Genomic DNA, 18,392 nt, shown 5'->3' on the forward strand with positions numbered 1-18,392 from the left:
GGAGAAAAATATGGAATATAACTTAATTGCAACTACTACCTTTGGTTTAGAAGGTATTACAGCAAAAGAATTAAAAGCTTTAGGCTATGAAGATTTAAAAACTGAAAATGGTAAAGTTCATTTTACTGGAGATGAAATGGATATTGCAATAGCTAATATCCATTTAAGAACTGCAGATAGAATATTAATAAAAATGGGAGAGTTTGAAGCAAGAAGTTTTGAGGAACTATTCCAAGGTACAAAAAATATAAAATGGAGTGAAATAATACCTAAAGATGGTATAATGCATGTTAATGGTAAATCTGTTAAATCAACTTTACATAGCGTTCCAGATTGTCAATCTATAGTAAAAAAAGCTATTGTAGATAGCATGAGCAATTCTTATGGAATAAACCAGTTTGAAGAAAGTGGTCCATTATATAAAATTGAAGTATCAATTTTAAAAGATGTAGTAACATTAACTATAGATACATCAGGACCAGGATTACATAAGAGAGGATATAGAGAAGAGGCAGGTGCAGCACCACTTAAAGAAACTTTAGCAGCAGCAATGGTTCTTATTTCAAGATGGAAGGAAGATTTTGTTTTAGTTGATCCATTTTGTGGTTCAGGTACTATCCTTATAGAAGCAGCTATGATTATGCAAAATATTGCACCTGGAATGTGTAGAAGTTTTACGTGCGAAACTTGGCCAACAATGGATTCAGATATTTTTGAACAAGTAAGAGAAGGTGCTGAAAGAGCAATTAAAAATAAAGATATTAAGTTAATAGGATATGATATAGATGGTAGAATTCTTAAAGTAGCAAGAAGTAATGCTGAAAAGGCAGGAGTTTCAAAATATATTGAATTCCAAAGAAGAGATTTTAAGGATTTTTCAAGTAGTAATAAATATGGATTTATAATTTCTAATCCTCCATATGGAGAAAGATTAGGAGAAAAAAAAGAAGTAGAGCAGTTATATAAAACATTTGGAAGTTTTAAAAAGAAATTTTTCAATTGGGATTATAATATTCTTACATCTTATGAAGGCTTTGAAGGGCCATTTGGAAAAAAATCAAGTAAAAATAGGAAATTATATAATGGTAAATTAAAATGCTATTACTACCAATATTTTGATAATGAGCTTATTAAAAATGATGGTGATATGCTCATAAATCATATATAATATTTAATTTAAGTAATACTACAAATTACAAAAGCAACAAAACATTATTAATTATTGGATGCATTTAATTAAGTATAAAATTTTTATTGAAGGCTAAATTAAAGAAACCATATTTGCAAATACAAGATATGGTTTCTTTTTTATTATTTTATTATTTTATTATTTTCAATTTTTAAATTACTATAGAATGATGGTTCTGTATATAAAGTATAGTTAGTATGATATATAACCATACCGGGTTTTGAGCCATTAGGTTTCTTTAAGTTTTTTACTTTAGTATAATCAACAGGAACTTTTGTAGAAGTTTTAGCTTTACTATAATAAGAAGCAAGTATTCCAGCTTCTTCTAAAGCTATATCAGATGGATTATCGCTACAAAGTATAACATGTGATCCAGGAATATTTTTTGTATGGAGCCATGTATGGTTTTTATTAGCAAACTTTAATGTTAAATAGTCATTTTGAATGTTATTTTTACCAATATAAATATCTATTCCATCAGAAGAAATTAAATGTATAGGCTTAGATGATTTATCTTTTTTATTATTTTTATTAGTATTTTTGAATTTTAAGTATCCAGTTTCAATTAATTCTTTTTTTATATCATCTATTTCAATATAGCTTTCACAATTTAATATGTTTGTCATAACTGAATTTAGATATTCAAGTTCTTCTGTATTTTTTTCTAATTGTTCTAATGCAGATTCTTCAGATTTTTTTAGTTTATTATATTTTTTATAAAGATATTGTATATTTTCAGATGGTGTCTTATTTTCATCCAGTTTTATAGTTACATAGTCTTCTTCAGCATTATAAAAATTTAATAAGGATATTTCTTTTAATCCTTTTTTTAACATATATATATATGAGGTTAATAAATCACCATTAATCTTATATGTTTCTTTTTCTTCACATTCTTTAAGAATATTTTTTAATTTCTTAGCTTTATTGTTACATCTATCTATATTAGTTGAAATTAATTTTTGCAAATCTGTAGATCTATTTAATAATCTATCTTGTTTATCTTTTACTGTAAAAAATTCATCAAGCAATTCACTTGGATTTTCAAAAGATATTGAAGAATAAGCACTTTCTAAATTACTTAATTTGACACAATGGAAATCCTTGAAAACTTCTTTATCTTTATAGATCTTAAAATTAAAATTATTTTCTAGATTTATCATAAAATTTTTAAAGAAATTAAAAATATTTTCTTGATTTATGGTATTATTATCTTGTAGGAAATTTTCATATATACTTATTGATAGAGATTTACTTATACCAGTAAATGTCTTCGAAAATATTCCTTCATCAATACTTATATCATTATTATTTAAATATGAATCAAAATCATTAATTGAGAAATCAAAGGGATTTAGTTTGTTAGAGCTAGGAGGATATACATAATTTACACCAGGATATAAAACTCTATAAGTATTTATATCAGCCGAAATATGCTTAATACATTCCATAACTTTATTGTCTCTTTCTCTAACAAGAGTTATATTACTATGCCTTCCCATAATTTCAACTATTAATATATATTTACTATCGAATCCTAATTCATCGGTAGACTCAATATGCAATTGAAGAATTCTATCACCATTTAATTGAGTTATGTCTGTTATTCGACCACCAATTAAATATTTTCTCATAACCATTGTAAACATTGGTGCTTGTAAGGGGTTAGGCTTACTTATATTAGTTAAATGAATTCTAGGAAACTTAGAAGAAGCTGAAATTAATAATTTTATATTTTGTCTATCTTTTCTTAGAGTTAAAATTACTTCATCTTTTTCTGGTTGATTAATTTTATCTATTTTACAGTTTAATATTGATTTTTTTAAATCATATACTAAACTATATAAGTAGATGCCATCCAAAGCCATAAGTATCATCCTTTCTTTGGTAATAAGATAAAGATAGTATAACACTTAATTAGCAAATTTATCAATGGCATATAAGGTTAAGGGGGGAGTTTTTATGAATTTTATAAAAATGCAAGGATTAGGAAACGATTTTATTTTTATTAGAGATGATGAAAATGAGCTGATTAAAACTGAAACTGAAATTGCTAAAACTGTTTGTAATAGAAGATTTGGAATAGGGGCAGATGGATTAGTTATAATAAGAAAATCTAATATTGCAGATGCTAAAATGGTAATAATAAATAGTGATGGATCTCGTGCTAATATGTGTGGAAATGCTATTAGGTGTTTTGCAAAATATTTATATGAATATGAGTTAGTGGAAAAGAATATAATTAGCATAGAAACTGGAGATGGAATAAAGTTTGTAGAACTTTATATAAATGATAAAAATAAGGTTGAATTAGTTAAAGTCAATATGGGAAAGGCAAGTTTCAGCGGCAAAGATATTCCTTTAAATAATAAAAACTCATTAATAAATGAAGTAATTAAAATTGAAGAAAAGGAATATCAATTAACTACCTTATTGATGGGAGTACCTCATACTATTTTAATTAATAATAATGATGAATATAATATTAGTGAAGGAAAAGCTATAGAAAAAAATAGTTTATTTATTGAAGGAACAAATGTTAATTTTGTAAAAGTAATCGATATTAACAATATAGAGGTAAAAACTTGGGAAAGAGGTGCTGGAGCTACTTTGGCTTGTGGAACAGGATGTTGTGCCTCAGTTGTGGCTTTAAAAAAATTAGGGGTATGCTCAAATAAGGTTAATGTAGAAACTTTAGGAGGAAATTTAGTGGTAGAGATTATAAATAATGATGTATATATGATAGGATCTGCAGAGTTTATTTGTAAAGGTGAGCTATATTAATTAAAAGAGGTAAAAGATGAATAAAAAAAGAATAAGGAATATTTTCCTTGTTAATTTTATTTTGTTAATAAGTATATTTCTTTATGGATGTAAAAGTGAAATAGAAGAAGAAAATAAAGTTGATATACTAAATGGAGCAATTGCCATAGAAAATTCAGGGGAATACAAAATTTATAATTTAACAAATGATAAATATGAAAAAGTAGATACTGAATATATAATTACAGCTTATGATTTAGAAAGTGGTAATTTTATATATAATGAAAATGGTGAATATAAAATAAAATATCTAGGAAAAGAAGAAAGAATAGAAGACGGGAAGAAAGTCATTTCACCTAAGATAGCACAAAATGGAGAATATTTAGCTTATTTTTTAAAGGATGAATTCTTAGATTTAAAAATTAAAGATTTGTCTAAAAATAAGAATATATCAATTGATACTAAGGTTTCAATTTCAGGTGAGTTAGTTGACTGGCTAAATGAAAATACTTTAGTATATTATGGAATAAGTGAAGATAAAATTAATGGAATATTTACTTATAACATTAATAATAATGAAGAAAAGCTTTTATATAAATTAGATTTAGGATACGTTGAATTTTTAAAAGTTTTAGATAATGGAATAGTTTTTGTTCAAGAAAAAGAAGGAAAACAAAAGATATTAAAAGTTATAGACGAATCTGGGGAAGTTAATGAAGTAATAGAAGATGTTTTGGATGTTAGTGATGTTGAGTCTACTCCAGATGGTATATTCATACTGGGTAAACTGGAAAATAATAGCTATTCATTATACAAGTATCATGATAAGAAAGCTAGGAGATTAGTGTATGATTTCCCAAAATTAATAAATTTAGAAAAAGGTCTTTCTAAAGATAAGGATGGTAATATAATCTTTGTTGGTGGTGAAGATGTTATAACAGAAAAAGTATATAGATGTACTAATGATGCTATAAGCATAATTGATGGTGAGTCGGGAACATACAATTTTATAGAGTGTAGATAAAGATATTTATAATTTATTTTATAAATATCTTTTTTCTTTAATTTTATATGTATAATTTTAACTTTATTGGATATAAATTTAAATGGTGATGTTATATGAGTATTTTTGAATTTGACTTGGAGAAAGTTAATTTAGAAATAGCTAGAAAATTAAATAAATTAAAAGCTATAGAAAATATATGTTTACCTATTATGATAAAGGAAGATAGAGTAATAGTACTAGCATCAAAGGAGATATTAGAAAATAAAGAGGAAATAGAGTTTTTGTTTAATAAAAAAAATAAAAATTATAAAATTAAGTGAAGACTTTATTAATGAACTAATTAAAAATATATTTTTAGGAGAACTAGAGGAGCTATTTGATGTATTATTACTTAAAGCAATAGAATTAAATGCATCAGATATTCATTTTGAGCCCCATAGGGAAGATGTTTTCATAAGATTTAGAGTTGATGGTATATTAATAGGAGTTACAAAAATAAAAAATGCAGAATATCAAAAATTATTATCCAAAATAAAAGTATGTGGGAATATGGATATTACAGAAAAAAGAAGGCCTCAGGATGGTAAAAGTCTAATAAAAGTAAATGGAAAGAACTATGATTTAAGATTATCTACTATTCCGATAATCTATGGCGAAAAATTAGTAATTAGAATCCTATATGGAGAAATATTTAATTATAATATTGATAGTTTAAATTTAAATACAAATCAAATAAAAAAATTAAAAAAGATACTTGGACTAAAAAATGGATTAGTAATTATTAATGGCCCTACAGGAAGTGGAAAATCAAGCTCTCTATATTGTATCTTAAAAGAAATTAATAAAAAAGATATTAATATCACAACTTTAGAAGATCCAGTGGAAGTAATAATTAAGGGTATAAATCAAGTTAGTTTAAATAGGAAAGCAAACATTACATTTGCAACTGGACTAAGAAGTATATTAAGACAAGATCCTGATGTTCTAATGATTGGAGAAATTAGAGATGAAGAAACTGCTAATATGGCAGTTACTGCATCTCTAACTGGACATAAAGTATACTCTACAATTCATACAAAGACTCCCCAAGAAGTATATTTTAGACTTGAAGATATGGGGGTAAAACAATATTTAATTAAGGATTCTTTGATTGGAATAATTTCACAGAGGTTGATAAGAGTACTTTGTGATAACTGCAAAAGAGAAGACATAAAATTTTATTTTAAAGGAAAAGAAGTAATAAATTATAAATCTATTGGATGCAGTAATTGTAACTATACAGGTTATAAAGGGAGAAAAGTAGTGAGCTCAGTTATATTTATTGATAAAGAAATCAAAAAAAATATTTCAAATATTTTCCAGGAAATAAGAGGTCTAAATAATGAAGAAATGATAGATAATTTAAATGACCTATTAACTGATGGAAAAATATCTGTTACAGATTACAATAATTTCATAATAGAAGAAGGTATTAGTTATGAAGAAAATAAAATTGATATTTAATAAGCCCGATTTTAATAGTTTAAGCTTATTATCAGGGAATATGGCAATGCTTCATAAAGAAGGAATTTCTCTTTTAATTATGATAGATTTAATTATGGAATTACCATTAAGAAAATCTTATAGAGAAAGTATGAAAAATATTAAAGGCTTTATTGTTGAAGGAAAATCGTTAAATGAAAGCTTTAACGAATTTAATGATTTGTATCCAGAGTTTTTTGTTGGAATGGTCTCTATGGGAGAAAAAAGTGGTAATTTATCGGAAGTTTTAAAGGGGTTAGAAGAGTATTATGATAAAATTAGCTTTATCAAATCTACAATTAAAAATGTTTTATCATATCCAATCTTATTATTCTTATCTATTATTACAGTTTTTATATTCATTGCTTTTGTAACCATACCTAGTTTATATGATTTTTATCTTAACTTAAACATAGAAATACCTAGTGTGTGTAAGTTTCTTTATAATATTGTAAATTATATAAAAACTAATCCAATATATTCTTTGATATACTTTCTTTCTTGGGGAATTTTGCTACCATATATAATCTATAGGTTTTATTTAAAAGAGTATATCAAAGTGTTATTTAATAAAATAAAAATAATTAGAGAGTTTAACGAATTTGTTTTTATTTCACTTCTATCTATAATAATTAGAAGTGGTGTGAATTTGTCAAATGGATTAATGTACTCTGCAACAAGCTTTAAAAATTCAAATTTAAAAGAAAAATTCATACTCTTAAATTCAAGTATATTGAAAGGTGAAACAATATCTGAGAGCTTAAAGAAACAAGGTAACTATTCCAATTATACAATTTCTATAATAAAGCTGGGAGAAGAAGGTGGAGCTATGGATGAAAGATTAAAATCCCTTTCTACTCATTTAGAAAAGAAATTATTATCAGATATAAATAGATATATGGCAATTCTACAACCAGCATCAATTTTAATTATGGGTGCTTTTGTAATAATTTTTTTAATGATATTTATTGTTCCTTTATTTAGTTCATTATTAGATGGTGGATTATAATGAAAAAAGGTGGTTATACACTTATAGAATTGATAATAGTGTTATCAATAATTGCATTATTGGCAACAGTTGGATTTAGTGGTGTTAAATATTTTAAGGATAAAAGTGAAAGTTTAAAACTTCAAAATAATGTGTATGAAGTTAGAGCATTGTTAAGTTTTGCAAAGAGCTATTGTAGGAAAAATGAAGTGGTTGGAAATATAGCTATAAATAAGAACAAGAAAGAAGTTGTATTTGAAGTGCTTGAATTAAATCATAAATTAACAAAGATATTAAAGCTGGATAATGATATTAATGTATCATCAAATTTTCAAGGTGGAATTAATAATATTAATAGAGAAGGTTTTATAAAGACAGCAGGAACTATAAGTTTATCATATAAAAATAATAAATTTATAGAAATAACAGTATCTGTTGGAAATGATATTATAAGAGGAAATGATATAGATGAAAATGAAGGAGATATAATAGATTGAAAAAAGGAAGTACTTTGGTTGAAAGTATAGTAGCACTTGGGATTTTATTAATTGCAGCAACTTTAGCAGTAGAAATTGGAATAGTTGCTGCTAAGTCTAGAAAAATAAGAAATATAAAAAATGAAGCAGATAGAGTAGCTTATGCAATAGAAAGTGAAATAAAATATAATGTTACATTAGAAGAACTAAATAGAGCTTTTAATGGAGGCAAATTATCGTATAACTACTCAAAAGATATTTTAAATAAACTTATTACCACACCTATACTAGAGATAGAGAGGGGGAATGGTATTACATTGGAGAAGTTAAATAATTCCATTTTTACTGGTGAAAAAGCTTCAAAAGCAATTTTATTAAAAATAAGAGTTAGTGATGAAGAGGGAGGGATTTTATGTGAAAGAGAATTTATTAAATCTTATTGGATGGAAAAGAAGTAAAAGTAATAAAAGAAAGCGATGTTTTACTTTAATAGAACTTATTTTAGTTATGTTTATCCAATTAATTTTACTTAGTTTATCTTTTAAAATTGCCTTAACTGCTAATAAAAACTATACAAAATTAATAAAAGATGCATTATCACAAGATTCTTTTGATGATGCAATATTGAATATCGATAGATTGCTAAAAACACAAATGGTTAAATCAATAGAGATTCAAGAGAGTGACTTAAATAATAATGCTATGATAAAAATAACATACAAAATTGATCACAATAAAAATGAAGTTAAAGATAAAAGAATTTTTTTAGATAATGTAAATAGAAAAATAGTTTTAGAAACATATAAAGATGGCAAAAGAAAAGGTATTAACATAATAATGAGAGAAGTGTCTAGTTTTATAATAACGAAGAAAGAGAAAATATATTATTTAAAGATAAATAGTCTTAGTGGTGAGGAAAGAGTAATATGCATATAAAAAATGGGTTTAAAAAAAGAGGATATGCATTTATTGAAAGCTTAATAGTGTTCTTATTTGTAATTTTTATTGTAAACCTTTCAATAAAAATAATATACAATAACTATTTAAAATCTCAAAATTATTTAACATATAAGGATTTGTATACTCTAGAAGTAGATGAAGAAAGGGTTTTAGAAATTATAAATACTAAGGCAGAAGGTAATAATCTAGATCAGGAAAAACTTTTAAAGGAAGTGAATAAAAAAAAATCTGAAGATTATCCTGAATTAACAAAAGTAGAATTCATATACCAAGATGGAAGCTATTACTTAAAAAAGAAAAAGGAAAATTCAGCTATGTATATTGAATTAAATGAAAATAGAGTTGATAATAAAACTTATTTTACCCCAACTACTTATAAAACTAAATATATTTATATAAAGGAGTAAAAAAATGGTTAATTCTATAGGTATATTTGAAAATAAGTATTATTGCAATGGATATGAGTATGAGTGCTATAATATAAATTCATTGTTAGAAAAGCTAGGTAGCAAAAGAAAATTATTAATCTTATCACAACAAATATTTATAAAGAAATATGAAATTTATAATAAAAGAATAAATGTTGATAGATTCATTGAAAAGAAGATATCAGAGGATTTCTCAGATAAGAAAAATTTATTATTTCATTATGAATTTTTAAAAAGTTCAAAGATTCTTTATATCTATTCTATAAGATGTGAAAACTTACTTGATTTATGTAAAGATATTAATTATCTTAAGGTAGAGCCAGTACAATTTTTAGTAAAAGAATATATTATAAAAAAGATAAAGGGAAGCAAATCATCAATAATAATATATAGAATTAAGGGATTATTTCATTTAATAAATATAGAAAATGGAGCTCTTGAAAATTCTTATATAACTAATGATGCTGAAGATATAAAGAAATTTATAATAGAGTATAAAACTCAAAATAAAAAGCTAATTATTGATAAAAGTATAAAAGATGTGACTGATAATAATTATGACTATATTATAAATATAGGAGAAAAAATTTATGAAAAAATATTTAAAAAATAAGAACTTTATACCAAATGAGTTTATAGAGAAGATAGGTATAAATGAAAATAAGAAAAATAACAAACTAATATTAATACTATTAATGCTAAATATAATAGTTATTCCTACATCAGCAAATAGAGTTTTACATAATAAAGAAAATGTAGAAGTAAATAATAATAATTTAGATGATAATATAAATACTGAAAAAGGTTTTAAAAAAGAAGATATAAAGGAATTGATAAATAATATCTTACCTAATATTTTAAGTATGAATATACAAAATAATAATGGATCCATTAAGGTGAAGGGAAAAGAAGATGTTTTTATAATAGAAGAGAAAGGTATAATAAAGATAAAATCCATTATTAAAGATGAACAAAATGATTTCACATTAGAGGTTAGTATATGAAAAGAATTAAAACACTGCATTTGATAGTTATAGTTATAACAATTATCCAAGTATGTCTATTAATTTTTTATAAAAAAGATTTATCTAAAGAAGTTGTACCATGTATAACGGAAGTGAAAAATGTTAAATATATAAAAGATATAGAGAATGAATTTAATGATGTAAATAATTCAACGATATTAAGTTATAATAAGATAGATGAAAGTAATTGGATAGTAAAATGCGTCTTAAAAGGTGATAAAAATGAGATTCTAGATGCATTAAATAAATTAGATGATTACTATATAAATAATTATAATTTAAATTATGACAAAGAAAATATATTACTAGAGATGGAGTTAAAAAGTAAATAATGACAATATTTTTTAGAAGTTATTATAAGTAATTGCATTTATTTGTGAATTTTGATAAAATATTTTTGTTATGTCATAAACATTGTTGAAGTTATGACTATTTAGGTAACAAAGAGTTATACTAAATATATGGAATAAAGTTTTTGGAGGGATATTTAATGATATCAGCAGGAGATTTAAGAAAAGGTACTACTTTCGAGCATGAAGGACAAGTTTATACAGTAATAGACTTCTTACACGTTAAACCAGGTAAAGGTGCAGCATTTGTAAGAACAAAATTAAGAAATGTTATTTCTGGTGGTGTTACTGATACAACTTTTAACCCAACAGCTAAATTACAAGAAGCGGTAATTGAAAGAAAAGAAATGCAATACCTTTATTCAGATGGAGAACTATACTACTTCATGGATCAAGAAACTTTTGAACAAATTCCATTAAACTACGAAAAAGTAGAAGATGCTATAAAGTTCATAAAAGAAAATATGTTTGCTGTAATAAAGTTCTATAAAGGAGAAGCTTTCTCAGTAGAAGCTCCAAACTTTGTTGAATTATTAATAACTCAAGCAGACCCAGGAATAAAAGGAAACACTGCTACAAATGCAATGAAGCCTGCTACATTAGAAACAGGTGCAGTTGTAAATGTTCCTATGTTCGTTAATGAAGGAGACGTAATCAGAGTAGACACTAGAACTGGTGAATACATGGAAAGAGTATAATAACAAAAGCTAAGTTTTTACTTAGCTTTTTTATTCTATAAAAATTACAATAAAAGTTAAATAAACATAAATTTATATATAAAATATCCAATATTAGGGTATAATTTGAATAGACAGTATTTCTATTTAAAAGGAAGTGAAGATGTGAAGGATATAAAAGATAAAATAGAAAATATTAAAACTAATGTTACTAACATAAGTGATGATAAATATCAAAATATTTTTAGCAGTATTTTATCAGTTTTAGATGAAATGTCAGATGTAATTGAAGATATGAATAATAGACAAGATTATTTAGAAGAAAATGTGCAATACATAGATGAAGATCTTACAGGTTTACAAGATGAATTATTTGAAGAAGTTTCAATAGAAGATCTTATAGAAATGGAAGATGAATATATCGAAGTAAATTGTAAAAATTGCAATAAGCCACTTTTTGTTGAAAAAGATGCTATAGATAACAATAAATCAATACCTTGTCCATTTTGTCAGGAAGAAGCAATTTAATTAAATTAAGAATAAGAAATTATTATCAAAAAAACTATCAGTTGGTTAGCTGATAGTTTTTTTGTTTTAATAAGATTTTATATTGAGAATGAAATTTAAAATAACTTATATTACAGCTTAATAGCAAAATAATATTGATTTGTGAGTTACAATAAGTATTTAATATTTCATCTAATAAGTATATTAATATTGATTTTAATTATATAAATAATTAACTTAAGTAAATATAAAAAAATATACGAATACAAGAAAGAGTTTTAAAATATTAATTAAACTAATAGATATTTATAAAAAACATATCTCTATAATTAACTTTAATTTTTTTTAGTTAATTAAAAATATTTTACATATTTTATTATAAGTATGAATATTATTTTATAGAGAGAAACAAGTTTGATATATAACATTAGAAAAGGAAGTGATGAAGTGAGAAATGAGGAGGAGATTTTAAAGGTATTGCCTTTAAAGATTAGTAATGAACTAAGAGAAATACTTTTAAAAGAACCTGTCCAAGAAATAAGGATAAAAGCTCATAAGCCGATAATAGTTAATTTAGCATATAAGGAAATAATATTAAAATATGTAACTACAGTTGATGATATAAAACAAATTTTAGTGAAGATATCAAATTATTCATTATACGCTTATGAAGAAGAAATAAAGCAAGGATATATTACAATTAAAGGTGGACATAGAATAGGAATAGCTGGAGAATGTGTTTTAGTAAATGGAGAGGTAAGAACTATAAGAAATATATCTTCTTTAAATATAAGAATATGTAGAGAAGTAATAGGATGCTCAAATGAAATTATGAAGTACATAACTAAAGAAGACAGAGTATTTAATACCTTGATAGTATCTCCACCTAAATGTGGTAAAACAACTATTTTAAGAGATATAGCTAAAAACATTTCAACTGGGATGCCTATTGTAAATTTGAAAGGGAAAAAAGTATCGATTATAGATGAAAGAAGTGAGATAGCTGCTTGTTTTAATGGAGTTCCACAATTAGATGTAGGGATTAGAAGTGATATTTTAGATAATTGCTTAAAAAAAGATGGAATGATAATGGCTATTAGGAGCTTATCTCCAGATATACTGATTTGTGATGAAATAGGAAGTGATGGGGATATAGAGGCTCTTCACATGGCATTTAATTCTGGAGTTAATATTATAGTTACTATTCATGGATATAGTATAGATGATATATATAAAAGAAAAGTTTTTAAAGATTTATTAGAAAATTCTATTTTAGATAGAATAGTAATTTTAAGCAATAGAAATGGCGTAGGAGCAATTGAGCAAATATATTCAATAGGATTGGAGGGGGAATTTAAGTGCTTAAGATAACAGCAGTTATCATTATATTTTTATCTTGTACCTATATAGGATTTTACTATGGTGAAAATTTTAAAAAGAGGAGTAAGCAACTTAATTCGATATTAAAATCAATTTTGTTTTTAAATAATGAGGTAATATATGCAAATACACCTCTTCCTGAAGCTTTAAAATATATTTCATTAAAGGTTGAAGCTCCTATAAATTCTATTTTATCAGCTGTGTCAGATAAGCTTTTGAATGGAGAAAGTACAAGCGTATATGAAGCCTTTGAAAATGAGTACAAAAACAATGAATCAGAATTTAATTTAAATGAAGAGGATAAAAGAATAATAAAAGATTTTTTGAGATCACTTGGGGAATCAGGAGTTTACGGACAAGATAAATTATTTAACCTAACAATAGAAAATATGAAATTAAACTGCAAATCTGCTGAAGAATTAGCAAAGAAAAATGTAAAGATGTATAGAGCTATAGGGGTATGTATAGGCGCTATGATTTCGATTTTTTTAATTTAGTAGGAGGGTAATAAATGCTAGACGTAACTATTATATTTAAAATAGGGGCTATGGGTGTCCTTCTTGTAGTCTTAGAGAAAGTATTAAAAGCTAGTGGTAAAGATGAAATTGCAACAATAGCAAATATTGTAGGGATAGTAATAATTCTAATTACAGTAATAAGCCTTATAGGAGATCTATTTAATACTGTAAGAACTATGTTTATGTTATAGGTGTTATTATGGATATTATTAAGATTGTTGCATTTGCTTTTGCTGCATTATTTATGTTTCTTCTCTTTAAAGATAAAAGAAGCGATATATCAACATTAATATCTTTATCTGCAGGAGCTATAATTTTCTTAGTTGTAATTACACAACTTAATGATGTAATTTACTTTATAAAGAATATAGCAGATAAAGCTAATATTGATATGGTATATATAGGGGTTGTTTTAAAAATACTAGCTATAGCATATTTAGCCACATTTTGCAGTGAAATATGCAAAGATGCAGGAGCTGCTAGTATAGCTAGTAAGGTTGAATTTTCGGCTAAAATTTTGATATTAACATTAGCAATACCAATACTTATGGCTGTCCTTCAATCAATTTTACAAATATTGTAGGTGTTTTTATGATAAAAAATATTTTCACAAAGAGAATTATATTAGTTATAAGTATAATTATTATAGCTTTTGTAGTTCTTCCTAGTAAAAGTGCTTTAGCTAATGAAAATGATATTAATAGTATAAATATTAATAATCAAACATCTAAGGAAGAAATTAAGATAGAAAATGAGGAAGTCAATAATAAATTAGATTCACTATATAACTATATAAATAATATGAAATTAGATATTGAGATAATGAATGACCTAGATCCAGTTGATTATATTAAGGGATATATAAAAAATGGAGAAGGAAATTTATCATTTAAAACTATTAGCGATGCTGTTATAAGTTTCTTATTTAAGGAAGTTAAAACAGTACTTGCATTATCAATAAGCATAATAGTAATTGCAATAATATGTGCACTACTTAAAAATTTACAAACAGCATTTTCAAATGAAGGAATATCAAATATAGCATTCTTTGCATGTTATGCTTTACTGATAGTTATATTATCTAGAAGTTTCATAGTTTCTATAAATATAGCAATTAATATAATACAAGATTTATCAAATTTTATGAGTGCTGTTTTACCTGTATTAGTTATGATGATTGGAACAATTGGAGGATTTACACAAGCAGCAACTATGGATCCTATAGTAGTTGGAGCAACATTAATTATTCCAAGAATATATACAACAGTAATAATACCATTAATACTTATTACCTTTGTTTTAGAATTTGCAAACAATATTTCTACGGAACATAAAATAAGTAATTTGTGTAAATTAACAAAGCAAATTACTATATGGCTTCAAGGTATAATTCTAACTATCTTCATAGGATTATTAACGGTAAGGGGGATAACATCATCAACTATTGATGCTGTTACATTAAAAACTGCTAAATTTGCTATAGATAATTTTATACCTATAGTAGGAAAAGCTTTTTCAGATGCTATAGCGTCTGTAGCAGGATATTCACTAATAATAAAAAATGCTGTAAGCTCTATAGGATTAATCATAATAATACTTATGATGCTATATCCTATAATAAAGTTAGTATTAATTTCATTTGTATATAAATTGACAGCAGCAATTATAGAGCCAATAAGCGATAAAAGAATAACAAGTTCAATAGCATCAGCAGGTGATTCTTTGATACTTATAATGTCATGTGTATTATCGGTAAGCCTCATGTTCTTTGTATTACTTGGAATTATGGCATCAGCAGGCAAATTTGTTATAGGAGGGTAAAGAGGGATATGGAAGAAATAAAAGGATTTGTAATAACCCTAGTTACTATGCTTATATTAATGACGGCAATTGAATTTATAGCTCCTGATAACAATATGAAAAAGTACTTAAAATTTGTTTTAGGCTTAATTCTTATATCTGTTATGTTATCTCCAATAATTTCTTTGTTTAGTAAAGGTGAAGAAAGTATTTCTTTACAGATACAAAATTATATAGAGCTTAGAGAAAATGAAAGTGTCGAAGTAAGTAAGAATTATAAGATTAATAATGAAAATGCATTTAAGGAAAATTTAGAGCAAAATTGTAATAGACTTTTAAAAGAAAAGTTTTCTGATAAAGAATTTATTAGTGACATAGATTGTAAAGTTGATATGAGTAACATTAACTACTCTATTGAAAAAGTTCAAATAGGGGTTAAAAATAAAGATGTTTCGAAAGTACAAAAGATAATTATAAATGCACAGGAAGACAGTCAAAGCGTATCTTCTCAGGATGGAAAAGTAAATAACGAAGATGAAATAATAAGTTACTTAGCAGAAGCTTTAAATGTTTCTCAAGATAAAATAGAAGTGTATAAAGTAAATTGATGGGAGTGAGAAAATGGGGAAAGGTGATTGGAAAAAAGAGCTAGCTAACGTTATAAATGATAAAAAGTTTTTAAATGCAGTTTGTATTGCATTAGTCTTAGCTTTTGTTTTATTAGCTATTAGCTTTTTGACAACGGGCAGAAAAAAAGAAACAAAACCAACAAGTGTAAACACTACTACGCAAAATTCATCTGATTTACAAAATCAATCAGATGAAATAATTGATAGTTATGAAGCTCAAGAAAAAAAAGAGTTGAAAAATCTTTTAACAAAAATAGAGAACGTAGGAGAAGTTGAGGTTATGATTTACTTTAAAAGTGGAGAAGTAAAGGTTCCAGCAACAGAAAATACTACCCAAGAAGCAACAACAGAAGAAACAGATAATCAAGGTGGAAAGAGAACGAATACTCAGCAAACTGATGGAAGTAAAGTTGTTATGGCAGGTGATGGAAGCAAAAATGAACCATATATTTTACAGACTAATAAGCCAGAAATTAGTGGAGTGGTTATAGTAGCCGAAGGCGCAAGCAGTAGTAAAGTTAAATATGATATACAGGTAGCTGTGTCTAGTTTATATGGAATTTCTATAGATAAGGTTAATGTATATCCTATGAAAAATTAGCATATAATTAAAATGAAAAAAAGATGGGGGGAAATTAAAATGACAAAAAAACAATTTGGTATTATTTTCACACTAATGGCTCTTATAGTATGTGTAGGAGTTATTGCAGCAAAATTAAATAAGACGGGGTTAAATGATCCAACAGATTTTAGCCAAGTAATATCACAAGGAACAGAAGAAGATAAGGATAATGAAAAGAAAGATGATAAGGAAACTTTAGGAACTCAAGATTATTTCTATAGCTTAAGAAGTGAAAGAGATCAAAAGGACGCAGCAACAATTCAACAATTAACTTCATTAAAAAATGATGTAAATACATCTCAAGAACAAAAAGATCTTGCAGATAATGAATTAAGAGAAAAGACTATGCTTATAGATAAAGAAAGTAGAATAGAAGTAAATGTTAAAAATCAAGGATTTGAAGATGCATTATGCTCAATAGAAGGTAATAAAGTTAGAATAGTTGTTAAAGCTGATGAAGTAACAGAAGCTGATAGTGCAGCAATTCAAGAAATAGCTGAAAATGTTTCTGGGATTAGTGATGTGATAATAGAATCAAAGAAATAATTCATTGTAATATAATTATTGGTTTGATATAATAAACATAAGAAAAAAAGAGTTTTGTCATCAAAACGCTTAGGAGGTAAGTACATGGAAAATAAAAACTATGATGATAATCTAGGGAGAGTAAAAATTTCTGATGAAGTTGTTAGTGTAATAGCAGGAATTGCAGCTGAAGAAATTAAAGGCGTAGAAGACTTACAACAAATGGGTGGTAACAACATATCACAATTGCTAAAAGGTAAGAAGAATGTAGGAAAAAATGTAAAAGTAACATTAAGCGAAAATAGTGCTATAATAGATTTAAATTTAGCAGTAGAGTATGGTGTAAAAATACCAGAAGTAGTAAATGCAGTTCAAGAAAATGTTAAAAAGACTGTTGAAGCAATGACTGGATTGAATGTTGAATATGTTAATATAAATGTTCAAAGCATTTACTTACCAAAAACTGAAAAAGAAGAAAGTAAGGAAAATTAATTTCACCCTCTGATTTTTCAGAGGGTGTTTTCCTTGTGCTTTAAATAAATTTGTTGTAGTATATTTATGATTAGAAAGTTTTAGAAGGTTAATAATATTAGTAGTAAGAACACTTAGGAGGATAAGATGAATAGAAAAAGATCTAGAGAAATAGCCATGGAATTACTTTTTGGGATGACTTTAAGCAAAAATACATTAGAGGAAACAATAGAAACATTTATAGAAGATTATGAAATGAATTTAAAAACTATAGATTTAGAATACATAAAAGGGATTTTAGCTAAGGTTGAAGAAAATATAACTGTAATAGATAAAAAAATAGAAGAAGCATTAACAAATTGGAAGCTAGATAGAGTATCAAAGGTTAATCTTTCAATATTGAGATTAGCAATTGCAGAAATGCTTTATGTAGAAGACGTTCCAGAAAAGGTTGCTATAAATGAAGCAATTGAATTAACAAAAAAATATTCAGACGAAAAAAGTGTTTCATTTGTAAATGGAGTTTTAGATAAAGCATTTAAGAGTTTATAAAATGT

General features: G+C 25.4%; 26 protein-coding genes. 25 read left to right on the forward strand and 1 reads right to left on the reverse strand.

Annotated features, from left to right (window positions below):
• Nucleotides 1-10: 10 nt before the first annotated feature.
• Nucleotides 11-1,168 carry a THUMP domain-containing class I SAM-dependent RNA methyltransferase gene (locus NSA50_RS01490; protein ID WP_195264058.1) on the forward strand — a complete coding sequence of 386 codons (1,158 nt, stop codon included), beginning with the start codon at nucleotides 11-13 and terminating at the stop codon, nucleotides 1,166-1,168.
• 143 nt (nucleotides 1,169-1,311) lie between these two features.
• Here NSA50_RS01490 and NSA50_RS01495 read toward each other — a convergent pair whose 3' ends face one another.
• On the reverse strand, nucleotides 1,312-3,057 hold the full coding sequence (locus NSA50_RS01495) for an Rqc2 family fibronectin-binding protein (RefSeq protein ID WP_257442408.1): 1,746 nt from the start codon (nucleotides 3,055-3,057) through the stop codon (nucleotides 1,312-1,314).
• A gap of 94 nt (nucleotides 3,058-3,151) precedes the next feature.
• On the opposite strand from NSA50_RS01495, the gene dapF reads away from it, so the two are divergent.
• The 24 genes from dapF to nusB all read left to right on the forward strand — a co-directional run bounded on the left by dapF (nucleotide 3,152) and on the right by nusB (nucleotide 18,387).
• Nucleotides 3,152-3,973: a diaminopimelate epimerase gene (gene dapF / locus NSA50_RS01500; RefSeq protein ID WP_195264060.1), complete on the forward strand. Its 822-nt coding sequence runs from the start codon at nucleotides 3,152-3,154 to the stop codon at nucleotides 3,971-3,973.
• A gap of 16 nt (nucleotides 3,974-3,989) precedes the next feature.
• Nucleotides 3,990-4,976 (forward strand): hypothetical protein, encoded by a 987-nt coding sequence (locus NSA50_RS01505; RefSeq protein WP_195428378.1) that lies wholly within the window; start codon nucleotides 3,990-3,992, stop codon nucleotides 4,974-4,976.
• Nucleotides 4,977-5,071: 95 nt separating this feature from the next.
• Nucleotides 5,072-5,278, forward strand: coding sequence for a hypothetical protein (locus NSA50_RS01510; protein ID WP_257442411.1), 207 nt, complete (start codon nucleotides 5,072-5,074; stop codon nucleotides 5,276-5,278).
• Between the two features lie 100 nt (nucleotides 5,279-5,378).
• Entirely contained in the window at nucleotides 5,379-6,461 is a 1,083-nt protein-coding gene (locus tag NSA50_RS01515; RefSeq protein ID WP_257442944.1) for a GspE/PulE family protein, read from the forward strand.
• Nucleotides 6,436-7,488 carry a type II secretion system F family protein gene (locus NSA50_RS01520; protein WP_257442413.1) on the forward strand — a complete coding sequence of 351 codons (1,053 nt, stop codon included), beginning with the start codon at nucleotides 6,436-6,438 and terminating at the stop codon, nucleotides 7,486-7,488. Before NSA50_RS01515 ends, NSA50_RS01520 begins: the two co-directional genes overlap by 26 nt.
• Entirely contained in the window at nucleotides 7,488-7,964 is a 477-nt protein-coding gene (locus tag NSA50_RS01525) for a type II secretion system protein (RefSeq protein WP_257442415.1), read from the forward strand. Before NSA50_RS01520 ends, NSA50_RS01525 begins: the two co-directional genes overlap by 1 nt.
• Nucleotides 7,961-8,401 (forward strand): type II secretion system protein, encoded by a 441-nt coding sequence (locus NSA50_RS01530; RefSeq protein ID WP_257442417.1) that lies wholly within the window; start codon nucleotides 7,961-7,963, stop codon nucleotides 8,399-8,401. The genes NSA50_RS01525 and NSA50_RS01530 overlap by 4 nt, the downstream gene beginning before the upstream one ends.
• Nucleotides 8,358-8,879 (forward strand): type II secretion system protein, encoded by a 522-nt coding sequence (locus NSA50_RS01535; RefSeq protein ID WP_195264472.1) that lies wholly within the window; start codon nucleotides 8,358-8,360, stop codon nucleotides 8,877-8,879. Before NSA50_RS01530 ends, NSA50_RS01535 begins: the two co-directional genes overlap by 44 nt.
• Nucleotides 8,870-9,310: a hypothetical protein gene (locus NSA50_RS01540; RefSeq protein WP_257442420.1), complete on the forward strand. Its 441-nt coding sequence runs from the start codon at nucleotides 8,870-8,872 to the stop codon at nucleotides 9,308-9,310. The genes NSA50_RS01535 and NSA50_RS01540 overlap by 10 nt, the downstream gene beginning before the upstream one ends.
• A gap of 4 nt (nucleotides 9,311-9,314) precedes the next feature.
• Nucleotides 9,315-9,944: a hypothetical protein gene (locus tag NSA50_RS01545; RefSeq protein WP_195264474.1), complete on the forward strand. Its 630-nt coding sequence runs from the start codon at nucleotides 9,315-9,317 to the stop codon at nucleotides 9,942-9,944.
• Entirely contained in the window at nucleotides 9,922-10,335 is a 414-nt protein-coding gene (locus NSA50_RS01550; RefSeq protein WP_257442421.1) for a hypothetical protein, read from the forward strand. Before NSA50_RS01545 ends, NSA50_RS01550 begins: the two co-directional genes overlap by 23 nt.
• Nucleotides 10,332-10,688 (forward strand): hypothetical protein, encoded by a 357-nt coding sequence (locus NSA50_RS01555; RefSeq protein ID WP_195264476.1) that lies wholly within the window; start codon nucleotides 10,332-10,334, stop codon nucleotides 10,686-10,688. Before NSA50_RS01550 ends, NSA50_RS01555 begins: the two co-directional genes overlap by 4 nt.
• Nucleotides 10,689-10,846: 158 nt before the next feature.
• Entirely contained in the window at nucleotides 10,847-11,404 is a 558-nt protein-coding gene (efp, locus tag NSA50_RS01560) for an elongation factor P (RefSeq protein WP_008679144.1), read from the forward strand.
• 144 nt (nucleotides 11,405-11,548) lie between these two features.
• Nucleotides 11,549-11,911, forward strand: a complete 363-nt coding sequence (locus tag NSA50_RS01565) for a CD1247 N-terminal domain-containing protein (protein ID WP_195264477.1) — start codon at nucleotides 11,549-11,551, stop codon at nucleotides 11,909-11,911.
• Between the two features lie 426 nt (nucleotides 11,912-12,337).
• A complete protein-coding gene (gene spoIIIAA / locus NSA50_RS01570) occupies nucleotides 12,338-13,261 on the forward strand; it encodes a stage III sporulation protein AA (RefSeq protein WP_257442946.1) in 924 nt (307 codons plus the stop codon).
• The gene (gene spoIIIAB / locus NSA50_RS01575; protein ID WP_195264478.1) at nucleotides 13,249-13,767 is read left to right on the forward strand and encodes a stage III sporulation protein SpoIIIAB; all 519 of its coding nucleotides are present in this window, start codon (nucleotides 13,249-13,251) and stop codon (nucleotides 13,765-13,767) included. The genes spoIIIAA and spoIIIAB overlap by 13 nt, the downstream gene beginning before the upstream one ends.
• Before the next feature lie 14 nt (nucleotides 13,768-13,781).
• A complete protein-coding gene (gene spoIIIAC / locus NSA50_RS01580) occupies nucleotides 13,782-13,979 on the forward strand; it encodes a stage III sporulation protein AC (protein WP_195264479.1) in 198 nt (65 codons plus the stop codon).
• Between the two features lie 8 nt (nucleotides 13,980-13,987).
• Nucleotides 13,988-14,371, forward strand: coding sequence for a stage III sporulation protein AD (gene spoIIIAD, locus NSA50_RS01585; RefSeq protein WP_195264480.1), 384 nt, complete (start codon nucleotides 13,988-13,990; stop codon nucleotides 14,369-14,371).
• Nucleotides 14,372-14,379: 8 nt separating this feature from the next.
• Nucleotides 14,380-15,609 carry a stage III sporulation protein AE gene (gene spoIIIAE / locus NSA50_RS01590; protein WP_257442422.1) on the forward strand — a complete coding sequence of 410 codons (1,230 nt, stop codon included), beginning with the start codon at nucleotides 14,380-14,382 and terminating at the stop codon, nucleotides 15,607-15,609.
• Nucleotides 15,610-15,617: 8 nt separating this feature from the next.
• On the forward strand, nucleotides 15,618-16,196 hold the full coding sequence (gene spoIIIAF, locus NSA50_RS01595; RefSeq protein WP_257442423.1) for a stage III sporulation protein AF: 579 nt from the start codon (nucleotides 15,618-15,620) through the stop codon (nucleotides 16,194-16,196).
• A gap of 13 nt (nucleotides 16,197-16,209) precedes the next feature.
• The gene (gene spoIIIAG, locus NSA50_RS01600) at nucleotides 16,210-16,818 is read left to right on the forward strand and encodes a stage III sporulation protein AG (RefSeq protein WP_257442425.1); all 609 of its coding nucleotides are present in this window, start codon (nucleotides 16,210-16,212) and stop codon (nucleotides 16,816-16,818) included.
• A 39-nt stretch (nucleotides 16,819-16,857) separates the two neighbouring features.
• Nucleotides 16,858-17,385, forward strand: a complete 528-nt coding sequence (locus tag NSA50_RS01605; RefSeq protein WP_195264484.1) for a SpoIIIAH-like family protein — start codon at nucleotides 16,858-16,860, stop codon at nucleotides 17,383-17,385.
• Nucleotides 17,386-17,469: 84 nt separating this feature from the next.
• A complete protein-coding gene (locus tag NSA50_RS01610) occupies nucleotides 17,470-17,856 on the forward strand; it encodes an Asp23/Gls24 family envelope stress response protein (protein WP_257442428.1) in 387 nt (128 codons plus the stop codon).
• A gap of 126 nt (nucleotides 17,857-17,982) precedes the next feature.
• A complete protein-coding gene (gene nusB / locus NSA50_RS01615; RefSeq protein ID WP_195264486.1) occupies nucleotides 17,983-18,387 on the forward strand; it encodes a transcription antitermination factor NusB in 405 nt (134 codons plus the stop codon).
• Nucleotides 18,388-18,392 lie beyond the last annotated feature (5 nt).

Origin of the sequence: Clostridium mucosae, assembly GCF_024622765.1 — a bacterium.
Lineage (GTDB): Bacteria > Bacillota > Clostridia > Clostridiales > Clostridiaceae > Clostridium.